At 34.4% G+C, this 18841-nt stretch carries 18 protein-coding genes; 5 read left to right on the forward strand and 13 right to left on the reverse strand.

What is annotated here, in order from left to right:
- Positions 1 to 91: 91 nt before the first annotated feature.
- Positions 92 to 1699 (reverse strand): fumarate hydratase, encoded by a 1608-nt coding sequence (locus ACM39_RS00635; RefSeq protein ID WP_048509089.1) that lies wholly within the window; start codon positions 1697 to 1699, stop codon positions 92 to 94.
- Between the two features lie 138 nt (positions 1700 to 1837).
- Between ACM39_RS00635 and fumC the strand changes: the two genes are divergently transcribed.
- Positions 1838 to 3232, forward strand: a complete 1395-nt coding sequence (gene fumC / locus ACM39_RS00640; protein WP_048509090.1) for a class II fumarate hydratase — start codon at positions 1838 to 1840, stop codon at positions 3230 to 3232.
- A 241-nt stretch (positions 3233 to 3473) separates the two neighbouring features.
- Here fumC and ACM39_RS00645 read toward each other — a convergent pair whose 3' ends face one another.
- The 9 genes from ACM39_RS00645 to ACM39_RS00685 form a co-directional block, all read right to left on the reverse strand.
- The gene (locus ACM39_RS00645; protein WP_048509091.1) at positions 3474 to 4409 is read right to left on the reverse strand and encodes a Dyp-type peroxidase; all 936 of its coding nucleotides are present in this window, start codon (positions 4407 to 4409) and stop codon (positions 3474 to 3476) included.
- A gap of 19 nt (positions 4410 to 4428) precedes the next feature.
- Entirely contained in the window at positions 4429 to 5142 is a 714-nt protein-coding gene (locus ACM39_RS00650) for an ABC transporter ATP-binding protein (RefSeq protein WP_048509092.1), read from the reverse strand.
- Position 5143: 1 nt separating this feature from the next.
- Positions 5144 to 6610 (reverse strand): DUF5687 family protein, encoded by a 1467-nt coding sequence (locus tag ACM39_RS00655; RefSeq protein ID WP_048509093.1) that lies wholly within the window; start codon positions 6608 to 6610, stop codon positions 5144 to 5146.
- A 50-nt stretch (positions 6611 to 6660) separates the two neighbouring features.
- Positions 6661 to 8310 (reverse strand): DNA repair protein RecN, encoded by a 1650-nt coding sequence (locus tag ACM39_RS00660; protein WP_048509094.1) that lies wholly within the window; start codon positions 8308 to 8310, stop codon positions 6661 to 6663.
- 79 nt (positions 8311 to 8389) lie between these two features.
- Positions 8390 to 9295 carry a DUF4835 family protein gene (locus tag ACM39_RS00665; RefSeq protein ID WP_048509095.1) on the reverse strand — a complete coding sequence of 302 codons (906 nt, stop codon included), beginning with the start codon at positions 9293 to 9295 and terminating at the stop codon, positions 8390 to 8392.
- A gap of 36 nt (positions 9296 to 9331) precedes the next feature.
- Positions 9332 to 10534, reverse strand: a complete 1203-nt coding sequence (coaBC, locus tag ACM39_RS00670; RefSeq protein ID WP_048509096.1) for a bifunctional phosphopantothenoylcysteine decarboxylase/phosphopantothenate--cysteine ligase CoaBC — start codon at positions 10532 to 10534, stop codon at positions 9332 to 9334.
- Between the two features lie 123 nt (positions 10535 to 10657).
- Positions 10658 to 10981, reverse strand: coding sequence for a DNA-directed RNA polymerase subunit omega (locus ACM39_RS00675; protein ID WP_034709258.1), 324 nt, complete (start codon positions 10979 to 10981; stop codon positions 10658 to 10660).
- A 42-nt stretch (positions 10982 to 11023) separates the two neighbouring features.
- The gene (locus ACM39_RS00680; RefSeq protein WP_048509097.1) at positions 11024 to 12019 is read right to left on the reverse strand and encodes an outer membrane protein assembly factor BamD; all 996 of its coding nucleotides are present in this window, start codon (positions 12017 to 12019) and stop codon (positions 11024 to 11026) included.
- A gap of 103 nt (positions 12020 to 12122) precedes the next feature.
- Complete coding sequence (locus tag ACM39_RS00685) at positions 12123 to 12752, reverse strand: TetR/AcrR family transcriptional regulator (protein ID WP_048509098.1); 630 nt, start codon at positions 12750 to 12752, stop codon at positions 12123 to 12125.
- A gap of 97 nt (positions 12753 to 12849) precedes the next feature.
- Here ACM39_RS00685 and ACM39_RS00690 point away from each other — a divergent pair, with 97 nt between their 5' ends.
- From ACM39_RS00690 to ACM39_RS00705, 4 genes are all read left to right on the forward strand, one after another.
- Positions 12850 to 13476, forward strand: coding sequence for a TatD family hydrolase (locus ACM39_RS00690; RefSeq protein WP_048509099.1), 627 nt, complete (start codon positions 12850 to 12852; stop codon positions 13474 to 13476).
- On the forward strand, positions 13469 to 14194 hold the full coding sequence (locus ACM39_RS00695; protein WP_048509100.1) for a ThiF family adenylyltransferase: 726 nt from the start codon (positions 13469 to 13471) through the stop codon (positions 14192 to 14194). The genes ACM39_RS00690 and ACM39_RS00695 overlap by 8 nt, the downstream gene beginning before the upstream one ends.
- 107 nt (positions 14195 to 14301) lie before the next feature.
- A complete protein-coding gene (gene rnpA / locus ACM39_RS00700) occupies positions 14302 to 14676 on the forward strand; it encodes a ribonuclease P protein component (protein WP_048509101.1) in 375 nt (124 codons plus the stop codon).
- A 124-nt stretch (positions 14677 to 14800) separates the two neighbouring features.
- Complete coding sequence (locus tag ACM39_RS00705) at positions 14801 to 15412, forward strand: DUF4126 domain-containing protein (RefSeq protein WP_048509102.1); 612 nt, start codon at positions 14801 to 14803, stop codon at positions 15410 to 15412.
- 30 nt (positions 15413 to 15442) lie between these two features.
- On the opposite strand, the gene ACM39_RS00710 is transcribed toward ACM39_RS00705, so the two are convergent.
- The 3 genes from ACM39_RS00710 to ACM39_RS00720 are packed head-to-tail and all read right to left on the reverse strand — an operon-like array spanning position 15443 to position 18831.
- The gene (locus ACM39_RS00710; protein WP_048509103.1) at positions 15443 to 17593 is read right to left on the reverse strand and encodes a hypothetical protein; all 2151 of its coding nucleotides are present in this window, start codon (positions 17591 to 17593) and stop codon (positions 15443 to 15445) included.
- A gap of 1 nt (position 17594) precedes the next feature.
- Positions 17595 to 18146 (reverse strand): LptE family protein, encoded by a 552-nt coding sequence (locus tag ACM39_RS00715; protein WP_048509104.1) that lies wholly within the window; start codon positions 18144 to 18146, stop codon positions 17595 to 17597.
- On the reverse strand, positions 18136 to 18831 hold the full coding sequence (locus tag ACM39_RS00720; RefSeq protein WP_048509105.1) for a hypothetical protein: 696 nt from the start codon (positions 18829 to 18831) through the stop codon (positions 18136 to 18138). The genes ACM39_RS00715 and ACM39_RS00720 overlap by 11 nt, the downstream gene beginning before the upstream one ends.
- Between the last annotated feature and the right edge of the window lie 10 nt (positions 18832 to 18841).

The following is an 18841-nucleotide window of genomic DNA, read 5'->3' on the forward strand; positions in this document are numbered from 1 at the left end:
TCTTAAAGATTTTAGGCAAAAATAAGGCTTTTTATTTTTTCACACAAAAGATACAAGCCTTATTTTATAATTTATTTTGATTTTAAACTAATTAGTGAGCAAGATTTGCGAAGAAATCGTTTCCTTTATCATCAGTAATGATAAATGCAGGAAAATCCTTTACCACTATTTTTCTTACGGCCTCCATCCCTAATTCCGGGAAATCCACCACCTCAACCGACAAAATATTGTCTTTTGCAAGGATTGCGGCAGGGCCGCCAATGGAGCCTATATAGAAGCCTCCGTATTTATAACAAGCGTCTGTAACATCTTTAGTTCTATTTCCCTTTGCCAACATGATCATACTTCCTCCGTGGCTTTGGAACTCATCAACATACACATCCATTCTTCCAGCGGTTGTAGGTCCGAAACTTCCTGAAGGCATTCCTTCCGGAGTTTTTGCCGGGCCTGCATAATAAATCGGATGGTTTTTAAAATATTCCGGCATTGGTTTTCCGCTATCTAACAATTCTTTGATCTTTGCGTGAGCGATATCTCTTGCAACAATTAACGTCCCGTTTAATTTCAATCTTGTTTTGATTGGATATTTTGAAAGCTCAGCCAAAATTTCGGGCATTGGTTTATTTAAATCAATCTCAACCGCTTCTTCTAAATGTGGCGGAGTTGCCGGTAAAAATCTTTTCGGATCTTGTTCCAATTGCTCAAGGAAAATACCTTCTTTTGTAATTTTTCCTCTGATATTTCTGTCTGCGGAACAAGAAACTCCCATTCCCACCGGGCAAGAAGCCGCATGACGAGGAAGTCTGATAACTCTCACATCATGAGTCAGGTATTTTCCGCCAAACTGAGCACCAATTGCACTTTCCTGACAGATTTTCTGAACTTTTGCTTCCCACTCCAAATCTCTGAATGCCTGCCCCGCTTCATTTCCTTCTGTTGGCAGATTATCATAATATTTTGCTGATGCTTTTTTTACCGCAGCTAAATTTGCTTCGGCTGAAGTTCCGCCAATAACCAATGCCAGATGATAAGGCGGGCAAGCTGCCGTTCCCAAATCAGAGATCCTCTCTTTTACAAAAGCTTCAAGTGATTTTTCGTTCAGTAAAGATTTTGTCTTCTGATAAAGGAAAGTCTTATTTGCAGAACCTCCTCCTTTCGTTAAGAATAAAAATTCGTAATAATCTCCTTTTTTAGCATAAATATCAATCTGCGCAGGGAGATTTGAACCTGAATTTTTCTCGTCAAACATAGTCAAAGGTACAACCTGAGAATATCTTAAATTTCTTTTTTGGTAGGTATTGTAGATTCCCCTGCTGAGATATTCTCCATCTTCAACTCCTGTATAAACATTTTCCCCTTTTTTACCCATCACAATTGCAGTCCCTGTATCCTGGCAAGAAGGTAAAGCTCCTTCTACAGCTACTGCAGCATTTTGCAATAAGTTATAAGCAACGAACCTATCATTATCTGTAGCTTCAGGATCATCAATAATTCGTCTAAGACTTTCTAAGTGTGAAGATCGAAGCATGAAAGAAACATCTGCCATTGCTTCTTCAGCTAATAATTCAAGGCCTTTCGGATCGATTGTTAAAATTTCTCTTTCTCCCAGTTTCTCAACCTTTACATAATCTGAAGTCAATTTCTTATACACCGTATCATCTTTCTGAATCGGATACGGATCCTGATATCTAAATTCCATTCTACTTTTTCTTTGGTGCAAAAATACGCCTTACACAAAAAAACATGAGTAAAATCAGCAATATTCGACCGTATTTATAACGATTATAAATTGCGAAATTTCCAGTTTATGAGTAACTTTATAAAAATTTCAATCACAATGAATTACAGAATAGAAAAAGACACCATGGGTGAGGTACAGGTACCTGCTGATAAATTTTGGGGAGCACAGACAGAACGTTCCAGAAACAATTTCAAAATTGGCCCGGAAGGTTCTATGCCACACGAAATTATCGAAGCTTTTGCTTATCTGAAAAAAGCGGCAGCCTTCGCCAATACAGATTTGGGAGTTCTTCCTGCTGAAAAAAGAGATATGATCGCAAAAGTTTGCGAAGAAATATTAGAAGGAAAGCTAAACGATCAGTTCCCTTTGGTAATCTGGCAAACAGGTTCAGGGACGCAATCGAATATGAATGTGAATGAGGTGATTTCTAACAGAGCGCACATCAACAATGGCGGAACATTAGGTGATAAGTCAGAAATTCATCCGAACGATGATGTAAATAAATCTCAGTCTTCAAACGATACTTATCCAACAGCTATGCACATTGCAGCTTATAAAAAAGTTGTTGAAACAACAATTCCTGCTGTTGAAAAATTAAAAAATACATTAGCCGAAAAATCTGCAGCTTTTAAAGATATCGTTAAAATCGGAAGGACACACTTAATGGATGCAACACCATTGACTTTAGGGCAGGAATTTTCAGGGTACGTTGCTCAATTGGAATTTGGCTTAAGAGCTTTAAAAAACACGCTGCCTCATCTTTCTGAGCTTGCCTTGGGAGGAACTGCAGTAGGAACAGGGCTGAATACACCTCAAGGTTACGATGTAAAAGTTGCTGAATACATTGCAAAATTCACCAATCTCCCTTTTATAACTGCTGAAAATAAATTCGAAGCTTTAGCTGCCCATGACGCAATTGTTGAATCTCACGGAGCTTTAAAACAATTGGCTGTTTCATTATATAAAATCGCGCAAGATGTAAGATTACTGGCTTCCGGCCCACGTTCGGGGATAGGAGAAATTCACATTCCTGAAAATGAGCCTGGCTCTTCAATCATGCCCGGAAAAGTAAACCCTACTCAAAATGAAGCATTAACAATGGTTTGTGCCCAGGTTTTAGGAAATGACACAACCATTTCTTTTGCGGGAACTCAGGGAAATTATGAACTGAATGTTTTCAAACCTGTTATGGCTTATAATTTTTTACAATCTGCCCAGCTGATTGCCGATGCTTGTATTTCGTTCAACGATCATTGTGCTGTCGGAATTGAGCCCAACCATGAAAGGATTAAAGAATTGGTTGATAAATCTTTGATGCTGGTAACGGCCTTAAATACACATATCGGTTACGAAAATGCAGCGAAAATTGCTAAAACAGCTCATAAAAACGGAACGACTCTGAAAGAAGAAGCTGTAAATTTAGGGCTTTTGACGGCTGAACAATTTGATGAATGGGTAAAGCCGGAAGATATGGTTGGAAGCTTGAAATAGATTTTTTTTAACCGTTAGATATTTACAAAACTCTAAGGATTTATTCTTGGAGTTTTCTATTTTTATAAAAGTCTGAAATATACTTTTCAGCTTAAATAAATTTTGAATTAAAGTTTTTCTAAATTATATAATCCACGTAATTAAGGAATGTGTTTAACATAGATATATTCCTAAAAACCAATGTAAAAATCTAATCGTTGATAAAAAGATTTCCGGCCATTTCTATTTTTCGAACTTACAATTATCCTGCGAAATCATCCAGCATATTTCGTGTAGGAACAAAAAATAATGTCCCTGTAGAAGCTGTACTGAAATCCAGAATTTTATCATAGTTTCCTGGCGGATTTCCTATAAACATATTCGTAAGCATCTTTTTCACTGTTGTAAAGGTACTTGCATAAGCAATAAAATATGTTCCAAATTCATTTGTAGAAGGATTTCCGAAAGGCATATTATCCCTTACGATTTTCAGCTCTTCCCCGTTCTCACCTTCAATATTAGCCAATGCAATGTGAGAATTTGCCGGTTTGATATCATCAGACATTTCAATATCATTTTCTTTTGACCGGCCTATTACTCTTTCCTGCTGTTCCGTTGAAAGGCTTTTCCATGCATCCATGTTATGCAGATATTTCTGTACAAAAAGATAGCTTCCCCCTTTATATTGCAAATCTTCCTCACCAATTTTAGCAAAAAAATCCCTGTCTTCACCATGAGGGTTTTCCGTTCCGTCTACAAAACCGAGAATTGAACGGGCATCCCAATATTTGAATCCATGAACTTCTAAAATACTTTCAGCAACAGGATTTAATAATTTTGAAATTTCAATTGCCATATCAAAAATTAGGCTCTTATTATCTGCCCGTAAATGAAAATGTAAATCTCCCGGTGTAGAAACTGCAACATGTCTCTCACCTCTGATCTCCTCATAATTAACTAATTCTTTCGGTAAAGGGGTCGGAAGTTCCAGTTTTTTCCAGGCTTCGTAACCAATCCCCATAACACAGCTTGCCCTGCTGTCCGGAAACCTATTAAAAACAGTATTATTCAGATTTAAAATCAATGCACTCAACTTTTGAAAAGCATCTTTCAATTGTGGATGATCGTTCAGTTTCCAAACCATGAAAATGGTATTGTTGTTTGGATAATCCGTGACGTTTTGAGATTCTATACTCATGTATTATTGTAATTTTAAATTAAACAGGAGATGAAACCTGTTCTGCAAAATATTGTTCCAGATCTTTCAGTGTTTCAGGATTTGTCTGAATGTCTTTTACTATTTGTCCTTTATTCACCACCACAATTCTGTTGCAGACTTCGGTTGTATGTGATAAATCATGACTGGAAATCAGAAATGTTACACCCTCTTGTTTTGACAATTCTTTAATCAAATTTTTCAATTTAATTTGAGTGGAAGGATCAAGGTTGGCAAAAGGCTCATCCAAGATAATAATTTCAGGATTTCCGATAATTGCTCCTACAATTCCTACCTTTTTCTGGTTTCCTTTGGATAAATCCCGGACATATTTTCCTGAGTTCAAAATCTCCCCGTTAAAAAGATCATAAAATGGTCTTAAAAATTCATCTACAGAAGCTTTATTCTGCCCTCTTAACTCTCCTATGAAATAAAAATATTCTTCCGGTGTAAGATATCCTATCAAAAAAGTATCATCTACGAAAGCTGAAACTTTGCTTTTCCATTCCTCAGATTCGTTTACTTTAATTCCGTTAATACTTACAAAACCTGTTGTAGCCTGAATCAAATCAAGCATCAAGCTAAAGAGTGTCGTTTTTCCTGCTCCGTTATTTCCCACAAGTCCGAAAGTTTCACCATTTGGGATTTCTAAATGTCCGATATTGAGAACTGTTGCTGTCCCGTATGTTTTAGATAAATTATTTATAGTAATCATATTAGCCTTTATTTTTGAATGCTTCTAATGTTTTATATTTTTCTCTTTTATAATGCTTTACAATAATATCAAAAATTTTCTCTCTTAGTAAAAATCCTAATAAACCTAAAATCGCAATACTCACTACACCGCCAGCCATTCCGAAGAAATATTTTGAAACAGCGAAAACTCCCATCGGTAAAAGCATCTTCGGGACCAAAAGTAAAAGTGCCTTTAAATTAAAACTATTCTTCTGCCCAATCCTTTTTTCTTTAGAATTTAAATCTATTTGTGTTTTATTGAAAGCTCCTGACCACAGCGTAAACTGAGAATTGACACCAATATTATAAAGACCAGCTGCGAAAAACGTCACATACATTTCCCAACCAAAATAAGCATAAAATAATGCCACGACCATACAAACTGCCGTTACAATATTCATCAGCCACCATTTTGCTTTTAAATATTCTTTATAAGGAACATTCAGCGTCATCATCAAAGGATAGTAAGAGCTGTCAAAAGCAGGAACTCTTTGCCCAAACAAAAACTGGAAACCTCCTGTTACAAATAAACCCATAAACATCATCATTGCCGGAGTTTTATAAATAGGAGAAGTAAACATCAGCATTCCGTAAAAAACAAATAGAAAACTTCCCAGCAAAATGCCTTTTGTAACTTTATTGCGTCTCAGCATTTTAACATCATTATTGATGAAGGTTCCTAGAACTCCATATTTATTTAAGAAATCAATATTTTCTGTTTTTCCAAATATTTTCTTTGCTTCAAGGCCCTGATCAAGATAAAATTCTTTACGGATATACCTGAAACAGCACCACCAAAAAACAACGAACAAAACTAATGGAATTACAGCTAAACAAGGTTCTCCGTAAAAGCTGTAAAAGATTGTTTCTGAGTAATCCAAAACGGGAATAATATGGTAATATCCTAATACCCCAATAATTCCGAAAATTGCTGCGATAATTATGGCAGCAGTTTCTTTATCATTAAAAAATATATTAATAAAATTATTTAGATAAAATAAAGAAGAGATACCAATAAGCCATGTTGCAACACTCAAAACATCATATCCCTTGAATAATGCAATTCCACAAAACGTAATAAAAAAGAAAGAATTCAGCCAACTAAAAGCTGATACAAACGTTTTTGCCAACATATAATTGACTAACGTATTTTTAGGAATATTTAAAGTAAGAAAAGGCTTTATATTCTGAGTAGGCATTTCCTGCCAAAGATATTTTACAATTAAATCTACAACCCAAGCAACAATTAAAAACCGGGAAGCCATTTTGAAAGGATCTAAATTTGTTTTTTCCTGCAAATAATAGAAAGTCACAAATGCACCGCCCACTAAACATCCTATGAAATTAAGAATTCCAATAAAGCGGAGAATCTTCATTGCAAGATTCACTCCTACAGAAGTACCACGAAAAAAACTTTTGATTTCTAATCTTAGGAACTGGATAAACATATTTACTTTTTTTACATTAGTAAATATATTATAAAATATGTTACAGAATATTAGCCAATTAATTCTTTTGCCTGTGCCAATGCGGCTTCCGTAATTTTACTTCCTGAAAGCAATTGGGCAATCTCGTTCAGTTTTTCTTCTTCACTCAGCGGAACAATGGTAGACTGAGTTTTACCGTTAATATCCTGTTTTACAACTTTATAGTTATGAGTTCCTTTTGCAGCGACCTGTGCCAGATGGGAAATAACAATTAGCTGCATATCCTGAGACATTTCGCGCATCAAATTTCCGATTTCTTCGGCAACTTTTCCCGAGACACCGGTATCAATTTCATCTAAAATCAATGTTGGAAGCTCATCACTTTCCGCAATAATTTTCTTTACCACTAACATTACTCTTGATCTTTCACCACCGGAGATTGCGGTCTGAATAGGTTTTAAAGGAAACCCGGAATTTGCCTGGAATAAAAGCTGAATGTTTTCTTTTCCAAAAGCGTTAAACTCTTGTGAACTTTGAAGCTCAATATCAACTCTTGCTTTTTCAAGGCCTAACATTTTAAGTAATCCTTCTGCTTTCTGCACAAAAACAGGAACACTTTTCTTTCTGTTTTTTGAAAGTTTATCTGAAAGTATCTGAAGATTTTTTTCTTTTTTAGAAATATTTTCTTCAATTTCGGAAATGTTAGATTCAAGCTCGGAAGCTCCTTGCTGCTCACCTGCCAATCGATCCCTGATTTCTTTTAATTCATTGATTTCAGAAACATTATGTTTAAGCAACAGAGCATTAATTTTATTATTAAGCTCAGATAAAAGAGCTAAGTTTTCGGGATTTATCTCAATTTTTTCGGCTTCATTTTCAAGCTCAGAAACAATATCTTTAAGCTCAACAAACGACTGGTCTAATCTTTCATCAAGTTCGGAAAAACTGCTTGAAAGCTCGGAAATTTTTGAAAGCTTGCTTTTCGCCTCATTAAAAAAAGAAAAAATGCCTACTTCTTCCTGATGAAACCTCAACAGAATATGTGCAAGATTTTCAGAAATTGCATCCGCATTCTCCTGAATGGAAAGCTGATTCTGCAAATCTTCATAATCTACATCGTCAAGTCTCAATTCTTCCAATTCATTCAGTAAAAATTTTTTGTAATCACTTTCTTTATTACTTTCAGAAAGCTGTACCTGAAGTTTTTTAAGCTGGTTTTTTAAGTTTTGAAATTCAGAAAACTCAAATTGATATTCTTCAATCAGTTTTTTATTTTCAGAAAGCCCGTCAATTATTTTAAACTGATATTCTGAAGTAAAAAGATTAGAAGTTTCAAACTGAGAATGTATGTCGATAAGTTTTGATGATAGCTCTTTCAAAATATCTAAGGTCACCGGAACATCATTGATAAATGCCCTTGATTTGCCTGAAGGTAAAATTTCCCTTCGAATGATTGTTTGATGTTCATAATCTAAATCATTCTCAATAAAAAATTTTTTGAATTGATTGTTTAAAGAAAACTCCGTTTCTACAATACTTTTTTCTTCCGCCTTCGAAATAGATTTTACATCTGCTCTTTCACCCAGAATCAGTCTCAAAGCGCCCAGAATAATAGATTTACCCGCACCTGTTTCACCGGTGATTACCTGTAAACCATTGTGTAGTGATACTTCCAGAGTATCAATAAGAGCAAAATTTTTAATAAAGATTCTCGACAGCATTGATAATAGCAAATTACTTTAGGTATTGCAAATATAGAACTTTAGAATTCAGAATTCAATAACCGGAAATTAAGAATTATTATTTCCACTTACTCCATTTAGAATCTGTATTCTTTGGAGAAAACATCATCATAAGCTGTTTCAAATCGCCAATAATAATTCCTCCGTTATTTCCAGAATTGTAAATATTAAAAATTTCATCGGCTTTATTCGACATGAAAAGGTCAAAGTAATAATTCTGTGTAAAATTATTCTCATATATTTTCAACTGCATTAATGCATCAAAAATAACTTTTTTAGCAGGGGACTGATCCTGGTTAAATAAATTATCTAAACCGGCTCTGTGATAAGTATAAAACGTAGTGCGCAACTGGCCCATATTCGGGCTCATAATCTCTTTTATAAGCTGTGAACGGTTTCTCGGTTCATTGATTTGTTTCCAGCCTTCATAAGTATTCTGAGATTCCCCGTTTTGAGCAATCTGCTGAGCTTTCTGAAACCATTGATTTCCACCCATCGACTGGAAACTGTCGGCATCATATCCTAAAATCAGATAGATATAAAAACTTACCACATCGATAAGGTTTTTTCCTGAAAACTGTCTTTCGTTGAAAATAAGATTTTCATTTTCAATATATTCAAAGCCAAACCTTCCGTCCTGAAGATTAATCAGCGGAGATTCATAATTTGTATTATAAACCGGGCGTACTGCCTGAATTACAATACTTCCTTTATATCTATTCCCATCTTTTTCAGCAATAATGATTGAAAAATTAGATTTAATTTTCTCAAAATTCTGAAGCTTTCTTCCTGTCCAGCTTGTATTGTTGATAAAATCCCGAAGACTTTTCTCCAACGCTTTATAAGCAGATTGGTTACTTCCTCCCAATTGTTGGGAGTTTACCTGTACTGTCGCCAATAATTCCTGAGAAAAACTTGTCGTATATATGAAAAGCAGTAAAAATAAGCTTATAATTTTTTTCATTGTTTAGTAAAAATTGAGAACGGAAATTTATTAAAATTATTTTAAAAGTTGAGCTTCCATAAAATTGAGAATATCTTTTGCTACCTCATCTTTAGATTTTAAATCAAACTCCTTTTTCTCTGTTTTGGTGAATATTTTTATTTTATTAGTGTCATTTTTAAAGCCTGCGCCCTCATCTCGAAGAGAATTCAGGACAATCATATCAAGATTTTTCTTTTCTAATTTTCCTTTTGCATTTTCCTCTTCATTTTGGGTTTCCAAGGCAAAACCTACCAAAAACTGGTGATTTTTGTTCTCTCCCATTGTTCTTAGAATATCCGGGGTTTTTACCAGCTCAATCGTCAGACTATCATCATTTTTCTTGATTTTTTCTTTCGCAACTTCTTTCGGAGCATAATCCGCAACGGCTGCACTTGCAATCGCAATATCTACATTTTCATAAAATTCAAATACTTTTTCAAGCATCTCTTTTGCAGAAGTAACTTTATGTAAATCAACACTTTTATCATTAATAACCTGAGAGCTGGGCCCTGAAATTAAAATAACTTTTGCTCCTCTTTTTGAAGCTTCTTCAGCTAAAGAAAAACCCATTTTCCCAGACGAATGATTTCCTATAAATCTCACAGGATCAATTGCTTCATAAGTGGGTCCGGCTGTTATTAAAACTGTTTTTCCTTCAAGGGTTTTTCTATTATTTAAACTAAAAAAATCATCTATGGTTTTAGTAATAGTTTCCGGTTCTGCCATTCTTCCCTGCCCAATAAGCCCACTCGCCAGCTCACCCTTCTCAGCAGGAATGATGAAATGTCCGTAATCTTGTGCCATTTCCAAATTCTGTCTTGTTGAAGGATGCTGGTACATATCCAAATCCATGGCAGGAGCAATAAATACAGGACATTTTGCGGACATATAAGTTGCAATTACCAAATTATCACACATTCCGTGCATCATTTTAGCCAAAGTATTCGCAGTACAAGGTGCTACAATAATAACATCAGCCCAAAGCGCTAATTCTACATGACTGTTCCAAGTTCCGTTATCGCTATAAAAATCTGAATACACAGGTTTTTTAGACAAAGTAGATAAACTTAGTTTAGTTACAAAATTCTCGGCATCCGGAGTCATAATTACCTGAACCTCGGCTCCTTTTTTCACAAAATCTCTTATCAGAAAATGAATTTTATAGGCGGCTATTCCTCCAGAAACAGCTATGAGAATTTTTTTCCCGGAAACGCTCATGTAGTTTTAATTTTAGAACACTAAATTACTTATTTTTTCTCAGAAACCGCTTTCATAAACAATAAAGGTCATAAAAGAAACAATTTCCTTTATGACCTTCATTTATAAAAAACATCTTAGATGTTATTTTCTGTCTTCAGTTTTTCTGAAGTAAACATCTCCGTTTAGCCATTCTTCAATAGCAATAGAAGTTGGCTTTGGAAGTTTTTCATAATGTTTAGAGATCTCAATTTGCTCTCTGTTTTCGAAAACCTCTTCCAATGTAGAATTGTGAACGGCAAATTCATCAAGCTTATTGTGCAATTCTGTACGAATTTCAGCATTGATTTGCTCTGCTCTCTTTCCCATGATAACAATAGCTTCATAGATTGAACCTACTTTATCTTCAATCTTATCTTTATCGTAAGTGATAGTATTTACTTCTGCTTTTGTATCTTTTACACTCATTTTGAGAAAATTATTTTATTTTATAGTTCGCAAATTTACGAATTATCTTTGAATTTTGAAAGTCGCTGCCGGCGGGGGTGTCTGAAGTGCTGCACTATCCCTCTGAATCTGCATTGCTTTCTTCTCGGCATCTACCTGATTTTTGATTTGCTCTTCTGTTTTTTGCTTGTCAGCAAGCTTATCCATCTCTTTTTTCTGCTTTACAGTCAAAGCTGCAATTCTTGCTTCAGTTTGTTTTTTTACAACAACGAAGTTCTTTTTTTCTCTTTCTAATTTTTCTCTTAAATCTAAAGCTGTTTTAGAATATTCAGTATTAGGAAGATCTTTTTCTACTTGTCTTGTAAAAGCCAAAGCACTTTCAATACGTTCATCTTTAAGATCATAGACTGATTTTACAGCAAGCTCATAACGAGACTTCATGATGTAATCATAAATTTTTGGGCGAAGTTTTGTACTTGGGAAATCTTCCAGAACATTTTCTAAAGCTGTATTCGCCGCCTTATAATCTCCCATGTTGAAATATTGCCTTGCATTTTCATAAGCTTTAAACTCAAGTTTGTAAGACAATTCATCAATCATTGTATTGATATTTTTAACCCTTTCAGAATTTGGATAATTATTTAGAAAATCCTGCAACTCATTAATTGCCAATTCTGTGCTGGTTTGATCCAGGTTATAATCCATTGATCCTTCATAGTAGCACAAAGCAGACAGGTAAGCAGCCTCTTCCGCCCTTGGATCTTTTGGAAAATTTATCGCAAAATTTTTAAACTGATGCCCCGCCAATTTATAGCTTTTGTCATAATAGTTTGCATACGCAGTATTAAAAGCAACATTCGGGAAATCATCTGTCCCTGCAACAAGGTTGGTAAGCCTGTCATAAAGAGCTAGAGCGTTTTTCCATTTCTTCTTAGCAAAATTTTCATTCGCCGCTTTTAAGATAAAAGCTTTATCTGCGCTCTTCATTGCTTTGTCTTGCTGGCTAATACATGATGAAACCACTGCTACAGCAAAAAGACCTAAAATATATTTTTTCATATAAAAAATTCAACAGTTTTCGGATTATACAACCGATCTATTAATTTGCAAAAATATAACTTTTTTGTCAATAGATTTTTTTTTATGAATATTTAACGTAATTTTAGTCTGCAGCGTATCCTAAAATTGCAAAAACACTAAGTAAAAGATTCATTCTCACTTTTTTCTCAGCCTCTTTCACGTAAGTTTCTTCATTTTTACTGGGAACATACAGTTCGTAGAAATTTTTATTCCGAATCACAAACAGCGTAGAACCAATAATCATTGTGAGAATATCTTCCGGTTTGGGTGTAAATGTAAAAACTCCTGATGTAACTCCTTTTTTAATAACATCATCCAGTTTTTTTACAAATAACTGATAAAAATCAAGCAATTCATCCTTCAGATTTTCGGTATGACGGAGTTCCTGGGTCACAAAACCGTGGAAATAATTATATTTAAATAACTGAGACACAATATATTTAATGATTTCTTTCATCTGCATTTCAGGTTTACCATCTTTTATAGTATCTGCAAATTCAGAAAAATTTTCCCTGGTTTTCAGTACTCTGTACTGATAGAGATAAGACATCATTTTTTCTTTTGATCCAAAGTAATATGAAATCATTGCTACATTAATATTTGCCTTTGAACAAATATCTCTCACCGACGTTCCCTCATATCCTTTTTTGGCGATAAGCTCTTCTGCAATATCTAATATATGGATTTGCTTCTCTGTAAATTTTTTCTTCATAAATTGTAGTTTGAGTAAAGTTAAGAAATTTTTAACATAAAAATAAACGTTCGTTTAATAATTTTAAATTAACTCTAAATAATAGTATTTTTGAATCATGGAGTTTTTTGATTTTCATCATCATAAGAAATATATCAGTAATGGAATTTACAATGTGGAGATTGAAAATATTCCGCCGCCCATCCCTTATTCTATAGGTATTCATCCAAAAGATATTAAATATAATGCTATTGAAAATCAATTGAAATGGCTTCAATCCAACATTTTGGAAAACTGTTTTGCCATAGGGGAATGCGGCTTAGATTCTTTTGTTTCTATTGATCAAAAAATTCAGGAAGGTGTTTTTTTAAGACAAATTAAAATTGCCAACGAAGTAAAAAAGCCTATCATTATCCATTGTGTAAGAAAATTTTACGAAGTGATTTCTTTCAAAAAATATGCGGAACAGCCCATGATTATTCATGGTTTTAATAAAAAACAAAACATTGCAGAAGATTTACTTAAAAATAAATTTTATTTGAGTTTTGGAAAACCGCTTTTGTATAATTTATCTTTGCAGAATACTTTGAGAATTATTCCTTTAGACAAAATGTTTTTAGAAACTGATAATGACGATTTTAGCATCGAAGAGCTCTATCAAAAAGTGTCGGAAATAAAGGAAATTTCTCTGGAGAATTTAAACAAACAACTTTTAGAAAACTTAGAGACAATAAAAAATGGATAAATACTGGCTGGAGAGAACGGAACTTTTAATTAAAGAAGAAGGATTAGAAAAGCTAAACAAAGCGACCGTTCTCGTTGTAGGTTTAGGAGGAGTTGGTTCTTTTGCTGCCGAATTTCTGGCAAGAGCCGGCGTTGGAAATATGACAATTGTAGACGGTGACACTGTTGATATCACAAACATTAACAGGCAGTTACCTGCTTTACATTCAACTGTAGGAACGCACAAAGTGGAAGTGGTTGCCGGGAGACTTCTAGACATTAATCCTAAACTTAACTTAATCAAAATCAATGAGTTTCTAAACCCGGAAAGAATGGAAGAAATTCTGGATGAAGGAAAATTTGATTATATCCTTGATTGTATCGACAGTGTGACACCAAAACTAAAGCTATTAGTTACAGCAAAAAGAAAAAAAATAAAAATTGTAAGCTCAATGGGAGCAGGCGGAAAATCTGATCCAAGTAAAGTAATGGTAAGGGATATCAGCAAATCTCAAAACTGTTTCCTGGCAAAACAGGTAAGAAAAAGGCTTAAAAAAGAGAAAATAAATAAAGGAATCAGATGCGTTTTCTCTAATGAACTTCAAAATGAAGAAAGCCTGAAAATGACCGACGGAACGAATTATAAAAGATCATTTTACGGAACAATAAGCTATATCCCTGCAATTTTCGGGCTGTATGCCGCGGCTGAAGTGATTAATTATTTAGTGAAAAAAGACTAATATGTTTTGCCCCGCAGATTAAACAGATGATTATATCTATTTTTATCTGAAAATTTTGTGAAGTCTGCATGACCCAAAATAAAAACTTATATATTTACATTCCGTAAATGACAAATTTCAAATATCCCAGAACCGAAAAACTCAAACAAAAAACCGAAATTTCCTTGCTTTTTGAAAAAGGCAAATGGAGAACTTATGGGAATTTGAGAATAATTATCCTTAAAAACAAGCCGGCAACACCAGTAGAAACCACAAAATTTACTGTTTCTGTTTCTAAAAGATATTTTAAAAAGGCAGTTCAGAGAAATCGCATAAAAAGACTTCTGAGAGAATGTTACCGCTTAAATAAAGATAAGTTTAAAGAAGCTTTTGGTGAGCAAACAGTCGCTATGCTTTTTTGGACATCTCCTGAACTCCCTCAAAAATTTCAGGATGTAGAAGCACAGTTTATCAAGCTTTGCCAGTCCCAAAAAAAATCTTAATTTTTATGTTACAAATAAATCTACCTCATTCTTTAGGAATGCTTTATCGTTCTAAGGTTAAAAATTTAGTCTAAATCTTAGCATACTTTTTGTAACTTTAAGGGAAACAAATCTGAAAATTAAAATGTTAGACAATGTTCCCTATCTATCTTATGTCCTGAGTGCATTTATCGGCATCGGTTTGGCTGCCGCAACAGGCTTTAGAGTCTTCCTTCCTCTGTTTGTGGTAAGTATGGCTTCATATATGGGATGGATCCCGGTGAACGAACAGTTTGAATGGCTTTCTGGCCTTCCCATACTTATTACTACAGGTATTGCGACAATAGCTGAAATCTTAGCTTATTATATCCCTTTTGTTGACCATTTGCTGGATACCGTTTCCGTTCCATTGGCTACGGTTGCAGGTTCTGTTCTGTTTGCGAGCCAGTTTACAGATTTAGGAACGTTTCCACAATGGGCTTTAGCGCTGATTGCCGGTGGAGGAACCGCAGCGACTATAAGCTCCGGTTTTGCAGGGATTCGAGCTGCTTCTACGGCTACAACGGGCGGCTTGGGCAACTCCGTAGTAGGAACCACAGAAACAGCCGGAGCAGGAATCATGGCTGTGCTGGCAATGGTTTTACCTGTATTAGCTGCAATTTTCACCCTTATATTAGTAATTACAGTCTTTGTTCTGGGACGAAAAGCATGGCGAAAGTTTAGAACAAAAAAAGAACCTTTAAATAATAGCATATAAAAAAATCCCAGTTTTAAAGCTGGGATTTTTTTAATTCTTATTTCGAATATCTTTTATTTCCTGAAGTTTAGCTTCAAAATATTGTTTCTTTTCAGGATGTTTTTTTATCAATATTTCGAAAGCTTTATTTGCTTTTGTATACAGTTTTTGTTCGATATACAGATTAGCCAGGGTTTCTGTCATTAAATGAGAGATATCATCTGTTCTTTCTTTAACGACAAATGAACTTTCATCTTTCAGTTGACTAATTCTCGGATTATTTTCAATAAAAGTCTCAATCGCTTTAGTTTTAATTTCAACTTTTTCTTTTTCCGTCTCATCAGCCCTGTCAATCTTCAGCCAGTTTTGCCAGGTATTAATAAATCCCGGGATATTGCTGTCAAGATTTCTTGGTATTAGAGCTTCTGCAGCAGGGATATCCTGAATTTCCTCTTCAGGCTCAGATTCCAGATCTTCTTTCACAAATTCTTTAGGTTTCCAGCTTGAAATATCAGACCCAAAGAAGGATACATTCATTACGGGAACGTCTTCTTTATTTGACATTACAGTTTTCGGAGCTTCGTCATCAATTTTCAAACCGACATTTTCAGAACTAAATACTTCCGATTGGCCCTCAGCCAATTCCGTAATTTCTTCTATTTCCGGTAAAATCTCTTTCTCTTTTTGGGCAGTTTCAACTTGTGAAGTCTCAATTACCGGTGTTTCTACTGTAGACTGAGAAGTTTCTGTCTTTTTATTAAGTAAAGAATCCGGAATATGTGATTCAAAACTCATTGGCTTCCATGCAGATTTTACATCAGACTCAACTTCAACAGACGTTTCCTGAATCTCCTCTTTTCGCTCTTCAACAATTTCACGTGCTGTCTTATTATTATCTGGCAATTCAACTTCCTTTTCTTCGGGTTTTACCTCAAAACTTTGGGTTTCTGCGAAGCTGATATCGTGGCTCATATCGTGTTCTGTCTCTTCTTTTTTACGCGCAGGAATGATATTTTTGCTTTCCTTCATTTTTCTTTCAACATCTTGAATCAGGCGACGCATTTCATCTTCATGTTTGTTGATATTTGACAAAGGAGCCTCAGATTTCCCTTCTTCAATACTATTTGATTGAATTTTAACATCAGGAAGAAAAGATTCTGTTCCGTGGAAACTTAATTCTGAGCCTTTATCAATTATTTCTTTTTCAGTTTCGGAATCTATTTTATCTTCATTAATGATCGTTTCAGGAGTAAATTCAGCTATTTCTTCAGCCTTTTGATCTTCAGTTCCGTTCGAAACGTTTTCAAATTCCTCAGCTTCATTTGAATCAACGGTAATTTCCGGCAATAAAGGTTCTGTTTCATGGAAACTTAGTTCTGAGCGATCTTCAACCTTCTCTTTTTCTGCATGTGATGATATTTTATCTTCATCAATCATTGTTTCAGGAGTAAACACAGCTATTTCTTCCTTATCTTCCTCAATCATAGATTGCATATTATTTTCATCAACAGCAAGCTGTACTGTTTCCTGATTGGCAGGTTTCTGGGTAACTATAGTTCCGGATTCTAATGTAGACTCTAAATCAATAGTTTCAGCATTTTTATCCTCAAGAAAATTTTCTTCACCTTCAAACAAAATCCTGTTCCTTTCACCGTTTATGTAAACATGCTTTATTTCAGGCTGTGGATTTGTCTGTAAAAGACAGGAAGCTTCTTCATATTTATTCTCTTTTAAAGTCTCGTGAATCACAGCATCAGATTCTTTCTGAACTTCAACAGGTTTTTTAATTTCGTTACCCGGAATTACGATGCTGTCAATCACTTCATCTTGTTTTTCCTCTCTTTTTAACGGGAAACTACTTTTCTGATAAATATAATTGAAAGCATTTTTTGCTTCAAATGTTTTTTTCTGCTCAGTTTTAGGCTCAATGACTTCTTTCTCTTCAATGACTTCCTGCTTTGGTCTCTGCTGAATTTTCCCGTTAATTAATTGATACAGAATCTTTTTATCGGTAGTATAAGCTGCTGTAGTAGAAAGCTCCTTCTGGTAATTTTCTCTATCAAACAAATGTATACCATACAGATGCAAAGCTCTGATATTCTGAATATAAGGAAAAGAATTAATCTCCTCTTTCAAAAGATGTAAATCTTCTGACTGAATGTGTTTCGGGTCCTTTAATAATTCTAAAACTCTGGAATTCATCTTACCAATTCGCTACAATATCGTTAAATATCTTGTTTATAATTCTATCCGTTACAATTTTCACCTGCGAGGCCTCTATATCAGACTGAGACAAAGTGCTGTTGAAAACTGCTTCATCAGAATACGTTCTGTCAAAACTCGAATCTGCGTGTATTTTATTTTCATAATGCACTTTCACAGTAATCGTCAATTTATTCTGAGATTCCTGAACAACCCCACCAACATTGTTACTTGTTGTATTTGAGCTGATAGTCGTAGGTGAAATAGAATAATCTGTAATTTCACCTTCAATTAGAATATCGGGGTTTTCTTTTGTTCCTTTTAAAGTTGTCCTCTGTAAAAACCGGTTTTGAATATCTGTCGAGAACTGTTGTGCTAAAGAAGGATTTACCAACGCCGCATTATTAGGAAATTCATTAATCTGGACCGTTTTTTCATCCGTCAGAGACGAACCCGTAAAACTGTAACAAGATTGTAAAAATCCTAAACAGATAATCAGAAGCCATGTGAATTTTGGCTGTTTTATTTTAATTTCTTTTAATCTAATATTCATTTTTTAATCCGATTTCTTGTATTTCGTCATGCTCAATCTGTTGCATTGCATCTTCAAAAGCAAAATAATTTGCTGTATATGAATATGGCAATGTCAATAAAAGACCGATACCACAAGCAAGGATACCCAATTGTGAAAGGAAACCTACTACAATCACATACAGAAAGATTGACAACAAATTGCCTTTAGTCATTGCTGTAGACATCTTCCAGGCTGTTTTAATATCTTTCACCCCTCCAAGAGAGATAAGTGCTGGTATATAAAATCCTTTTAACACTACAGCAAATATTACAATATACATGATTGCGATATAAGGAAACATAATTGCAGCTCCAAAACCTGAAGGACCTTCGCCATTTTGCTGTGTTGCAAAAATTATAATAAACAAAGGAATATAAAGCACCAATACTCCTCCAATAATAATTAATTGTAAAATAAAATATGGTGAAAAATCATCAAAATTAAAAATCTCTCCCGGAGCTGCACTTTTATCTTTTCTCAGCTTTCTGAAATATTTATATAAATTCCCGATACCAAGAGCAGCACAGAAAGGGATAATCGCCATAATGAAGCAAAAAATAACGGCTAATAATACGTTTCCGAAATTATTTTTCAAAAACTCATATCCGTTATTCAGATAGTCATTAAATTTAAAATTGACTGGTTTTGCACTGATTCTCATCATTTTTTAATAT

The sequence above is a fragment of the Chryseobacterium sp. FH2 genome (genome assembly GCF_001045455.1).
Lineage (GTDB): Bacteria > Bacteroidota > Bacteroidia > Flavobacteriales > Weeksellaceae > Chryseobacterium.

Bases quoted from the DNA above. Each gene is read 5' to 3' on its own strand.
- ACM39_RS00690 (WP_048509099.1), top strand. From the start codon at position 12,850: ATGGAGTTTTTTGATTTTCATCATCATAAGAAATATATCAGTAATGGA.
- ACM39_RS00660 (WP_048509094.1), bottom strand. From the start codon at position 8,310: ATGCTGTCGAGAATCTTTATTAAAAATTTTGCTCTTATTGATACTCTG.
- ACM39_RS00710 (WP_048509103.1), bottom strand. From the start codon at position 17,593: ATGAATTCCAGAGTTTTAGAATTATTAAAGGACCCGAAACACATTCAG.
- ACM39_RS00635 (WP_048509089.1), bottom strand. From the start codon at position 1,699: ATGGAATTTAGATATCAGGATCCGTATCCGATTCAGAAAGATGATACG.
- ACM39_RS00645 (WP_048509091.1), bottom strand. From the start codon at position 4,409: ATGAGTATAGAATCTCAAAACGTCACGGATTATCCAAACAACAATACC.
- ACM39_RS00650 (WP_048509092.1), bottom strand. From the start codon at position 5,142: ATGATTACTATAAATAATTTATCTAAAACATACGGGACAGCAACAGTT.
- ACM39_RS00680 (WP_048509097.1), bottom strand. From the start codon at position 12,019: ATGAAAAAATATATTTTAGGTCTTTTTGCTGTAGCAGTGGTTTCATCA.
- ACM39_RS00665 (WP_048509095.1), bottom strand. From the start codon at position 9,295: ATGAAAAAAATTATAAGCTTATTTTTACTGCTTTTCATATATACGACA.
- ACM39_RS00685 (WP_048509098.1), bottom strand. From the start codon at position 12,752: ATGAAGAAAAAATTTACAGAGAAGCAAATCCATATATTAGATATTGCA.
- coaBC (WP_048509096.1), bottom strand. From the start codon at position 10,534: ATGAGCGTTTCCGGGAAAAAAATTCTCATAGCTGTTTCTGGAGGAATA.
- rnpA (WP_048509101.1), top strand. From the start codon at position 14,302: ATGACAAATTTCAAATATCCCAGAACCGAAAAACTCAAACAAAAAACC.
- ACM39_RS00695 (WP_048509100.1), top strand. From the start codon at position 13,469: ATGGATAAATACTGGCTGGAGAGAACGGAACTTTTAATTAAAGAAGAA.
- ACM39_RS00675 (WP_034709258.1), bottom strand. From the start codon at position 10,981: ATGAGTGTAAAAGATACAAAAGCAGAAGTAAATACTATCACTTACGAT.
- ACM39_RS00705 (WP_048509102.1), top strand. From the start codon at position 14,801: ATGTTAGACAATGTTCCCTATCTATCTTATGTCCTGAGTGCATTTATC.
- ACM39_RS00655 (WP_048509093.1), bottom strand. From the start codon at position 6,610: ATGTTTATCCAGTTCCTAAGATTAGAAATCAAAAGTTTTTTTCGTGGT.
- ACM39_RS00720 (WP_048509105.1), bottom strand. From the start codon at position 18,831: ATGATGAGAATCAGTGCAAAACCAGTCAATTTTAAATTTAATGACTAT.
- fumC (WP_048509090.1), top strand. From the start codon at position 1,838: ATGAATTACAGAATAGAAAAAGACACCATGGGTGAGGTACAGGTACCT.
- ACM39_RS00715 (WP_048509104.1), bottom strand. From the start codon at position 18,146: ATGAATATTAGATTAAAAGAAATTAAAATAAAACAGCCAAAATTCACA.